General features: G+C 32.3%; 3 protein-coding genes. 2 read left to right on the top strand and 1 reads right to left on the bottom strand.

Features of this window, described 5'->3' with window-relative positions:
- Positions 1–860 (bottom strand): proline dehydrogenase family protein (locus P8M54_RS15570; protein WP_300288951.1); only part of this gene is annotated, 860 nt, incomplete at its 3' end.
- Positions 861–1,027: 167 nt separating this feature from the next.
- Between P8M54_RS15570 and P8M54_RS15565 the strand changes: the two genes are divergently transcribed.
- Positions 1,028–3,388, top strand: coding sequence for an O-antigen ligase family protein (locus tag P8M54_RS15565; RefSeq protein ID WP_300288950.1), 2,361 nt, complete (start codon positions 1,028–1,030; stop codon positions 3,386–3,388).
- Between the two features lie 7 nt (positions 3,389–3,395).
- The coding region (aroB, locus tag P8M54_RS15560; protein ID WP_300288949.1) for a 3-dehydroquinate synthase at positions 3,396–4,474 on the top strand (1,079 nt) is incomplete at its 3' end.

The following is a 4,474-nucleotide window of genomic DNA, read 5'->3' as shown; positions in this document are numbered from 1 at the left end:
TTGTCTAAATGCTCTAACATATATAGTACGGCAGCATCGTAATTTAAATCAGTTGCTTCCTTAGAAGCGCATATTGGCGTAGGATATCCTTTTTCTTCAGCACGCTTGTTTTCTTTTTCCATATAAGCACCGCGCACTAATTTCATTCCAATATAAAATCCTTCTTCATTAGCTACTTGGTGCAATCTTTTAAGATAATCCAAACGATCCCAACGGTACATTTGTAAAGTATTAAAAACGATCGCTTTTTCTTTGTTGTATTTGCGCATCATATTAGTAACTAAATCATCAGCGGCATCCTGCATCCAGCTTTCTTCACCATCAATCAGCAAAGCAACATCTTTACTATGACCTTCTTTACATACCGTATCAAAGCGAGCCACTACCCTATTCCATTCTTCTTGTTCTGAAGCTGAAAGAGCTTCTTTATTCCCTACCTTTTCATATAAATCCAATCGCCCTAATCCTGTTGGTTTAAAAACAGCAAAGGGAATTGCAAGTCGCTCCTTGGCAAATTCGATTGTTTTTAAGGTCATACGCAAAGCAGCATCAAATTGATCCTCTTCCTCTTTACCTTCAACAGAATAATCAAGAACCGATGACACACCTGCTGTATACATTTTATCTACTACGGATAGGCAGTCATTTTCGTTCACTCCACCACAAAAATGATCAAATACGGTAGCTCGAATCAAACCCTCTACTGGCAAATTTGCTTTCAAAGCAAAATTAGTAACCGCTGTACCAATTCGAACTAAAGGTTGATTAGCAATCATTTTGAACAAAAAATAGGCACGATCCAATTCAGTATCACTCTTTAAAGAAAAGGCAACTTGCGTATTGTTGAATAATTTTTCCATGTAGCGGTTTTTTACGCAAATATAACCATAGTTTGGTTTTTCAGAATGATAATTCCTCAAAAAATAAATTCGTCGGCTATTTTATAATTATTTTAAATTAAATTCGAACTTAGGGAAAAATAATCAATAAATTTGAACTCTTAAATTTTTGAATCAAAATCAGTTAAATGGGAAAAAAAACTACACAAATTGACAATCGTACAGAAGCTAGCTCCTCTAACAATAATTATTTTGAAATAATTACGCTACTATTTGTCTCCAGTATTTTACTAATTGATTTTTTTCCACAATTTGGTAGTATTGAAATAATTGCTCCTCAATATCTTTATTTGAGTTTACTAAATATCCTTGTTAGTTTTTTTATTTTTCGAAATCCCGAACTATTAACTACTACTATTAAAACCATTTTCCAAAAAAGCATGGTTTTTAAAAGTTATGTAGCCTTCTTGTTTATTTGCCTTGTTTCTGTAATTATGGCAGCAAATTTTTCGCTTGGGCTCATTAGCTTTATTCAGTTGCTGATCATCTTTTGCACTTTTGTTAATTTATCCCTCTTACTTCATAACAGACTTCATATTATCTATCAAATATGTTTTATTGTTGGTATTTCGTTATTTGTTCAATCCTATTTGGCAATTAGTCATTTATTTGAAATTGCAAAGTCAATAAATCTCTCGACGGCTTTTTCTTTTATTCAAGGTAAAACAGGAAACATTAACATTTTTGCTGCTACTTTAACGGGTAAATTACCTTTTTTAATGCTGGGAATCTATCATTTTTCAAAGTGGAAAAAATGGTTTCTGATGAGTACAATGCTTCTTGTGTTATTTGTTGTCTTTTTGACTGCGTCAAGAGCAAGTTATATCGCTTTAGTTTTAAATTTCATAGGTTTTATAAGCATACTGTTAGTAGTGAAAACACCAAAAAAAGATTATCTCGCTTTACTACCTTACATAATACTACCTTTAATCATAGCATTTTTAGGCGCAACATTGACTTTCAAAACAGCACAAGATAAAGGAAGATTTAGCTCAGTAACGGATAGATTTTCTGAAATTAGTCCAGTAAATTCGAAGGATGGATCGATAAACATTCGTTTGCAATATTGGAACAATGCTTTGGAAATAGCAAAGGAAAATCCAGTGTTTGGTGTAGGTTTGGGTAACTGGAAAATACAGTCACAACCGTATGAAAAGGAATTAGTTAATAATTTAACACTATCTGATCATCCACATAATGATTTTCTAGAAATTGCTGCTGAAACAGGTTTTATTAACTTAATTATTTACTTGTCTCTTTTTATTTTTGGATTAATAACAAACGTAAAAAAGATCATTTCAACTAACGAACTACAATCGAAACTAATAGCTCTGTTGGCATTGCTGCTTTTAATAAGTTATGGCATAGATGCAATCTTTAATTTCCCTTTGTATCGCGCAACAATGCAAATTAATTTTTGTTTGTTTTTAGTATTGACTATTATCAATACTAAATTTGACACTTCTGCTCCTCTTTTAAGTAATAAACTAGCATTAGTTATAGCTTCATTGAGTATTATTTGCTTCTATTTTTCATACCAAACCTTAAAAGCATACCAATTTGAGAACGAAACCGTTTTTGATTTGCAGTCATCGCAACCCAAACTGCGTTACGATGACATAATTGATAGAATACCTAAATTTCCAAATACAGCAACGAATTCGCAACCATATATAGAGGTAGCTGCAGTGTACGCTTTTAATGAAAAAAAATATGAGCAGTCTATAAAATATTTTAATCAGTCAATAAATATAAATCCATATACGGGTAGAGCTGAGTGGTACAAATATCGTATTTTTAAAGAACAAGGAATAGCTGATAGCGCGAGATACAATGCTCGTAAAGCATTTGAGATTCGTCCAAGAAACCAAGATTATTTCCTTTCAGCTTTAGTTGTTGATGCAAAAGCCAAAGACACCGCAGCGATTCTTAAAAATCACAATACGTTCATTAAATACGTAAAAGATCCTAGTATTTGGATTAATACCTCAAGCGCATTAGCACAATCCTTATATCCAAATGATAAAATTCTTAAATTTATGAGTACAGGTTTAGCTATTTTTCCTAAGGATTCAACTTTACTTGCTAGATTAAAATCATTTGAAAAAGATGCAGAATTTGCAAAATCAAGCAGTAAAAACAATAGTAATGGAGATAATGTTGCTAAAGCAAGTCAGTATGCTGCTAACTCAGATTTTGAAAAAGCGATAGTGTTTTTCAAAAAAGCAGCAATCGATGATCCAAAAAACATTATTATTACTCAAAATATTGGAATTTGCTATTTTCAATTAAAACAGTTTAAAACTGCGATTACTTATTTAGAAAAAACAGTAAATTCGCCATTGTTAGCAGACGGTAAGACTGAGTTTTTACTTGGTGCTGCCTATTTGAATACCAATAACAAACCAAAAGGATGTAAGTTTTTGATCCTAGCCGAAAATAAAAATTATCCGGGAGCAGCAGCACTTGTATCCCAATACTGTAATTAAAAAAAATATGTCACAAGATTTAAAAACAATCCAAGCGAGTAATCATCCCATTTATTTTAATGAAATGGGCTACCCCGCATTGAACCTTCATTTAAGCCAAAACAAATACTCTACTATTTTTATCATAGTCGATACCAATACCAATGAATTTTGTTTACCTAACTTGTTACCATTATTAGAAACGGATTCAACAATTGAGATAATTGAATTTGAGTCTGGCGAAATAAACAAAAATATTGACACGTGCATTCAAATTTGGAACGTTCTAACAGAACTTGGTGCCGATAGAAAAAGTTTGGTTATTAATTTAGGAGGTGGCGTTGTTACTGATTTAGGAGGGTTTGTTGCATCCACTTTTAAAAGAGGAATTGACTTTATCAATATTCCCACTACGCTACTTTCGATGGTTGACGCCTCAGTTGGAGGTAAGAATGGTGTTGATTTAGGCAATTTAAAAAATCAAATAGGTGTTTTTAATCTTCCACTTATGGTTATAGTTGACACAGCCTATTTGGAAACAGTTCCTCAAAACGAAATGAGATCAGGACTTGCTGAAATGTTGAAGCACGGACTAATTTATGATAAAAAATACTGGGAGCAATTTCTGGATTTAAAAGCAATTGATTTTGATGGTCTAGACCAATTGATCTACCGTTCAGTAGAGATAAAGAACGAAATTGTAACCATAGATCCAAAGGAAAAAGGATTGCGAAAAGCACTTAACTTTGGCCACACCTTAGGTCATGCAATAGAAAGCTACTTCCTGGAAAGTGATAGTAAAGAAACGCTTTTACACGGGGAAGCAATTGCTGTTGGCATGGTACTCGAAAGCTATATTTCCTTAAAAAAAGAGCTTTTAACTATTGATGAATACAATGAAATTAAAACAACCATCAAAAGTATATATGATCAGATCATTTTCGAACAAAATGATTTAGAACCGATTTTAGATTTACTCATTCATGATAAGAAAAACGAGTACGGAACGGTGCAGTTTGCCTTGATAGATAGTATTGGTAAAATAAAAATAAATCAATTAGTTGAAAATGAATTAATTCTTGACGCTTTTACCGATTATAAATCTTA

Origin of the sequence: Flavobacterium sp. (genome assembly GCF_029242675.1) — a bacterium.
GTDB lineage: Bacteria > Bacteroidota > Bacteroidia > Flavobacteriales > Flavobacteriaceae > Flavobacterium.
This window is presented reverse-complemented; position numbering and strand designations above follow the sequence as displayed.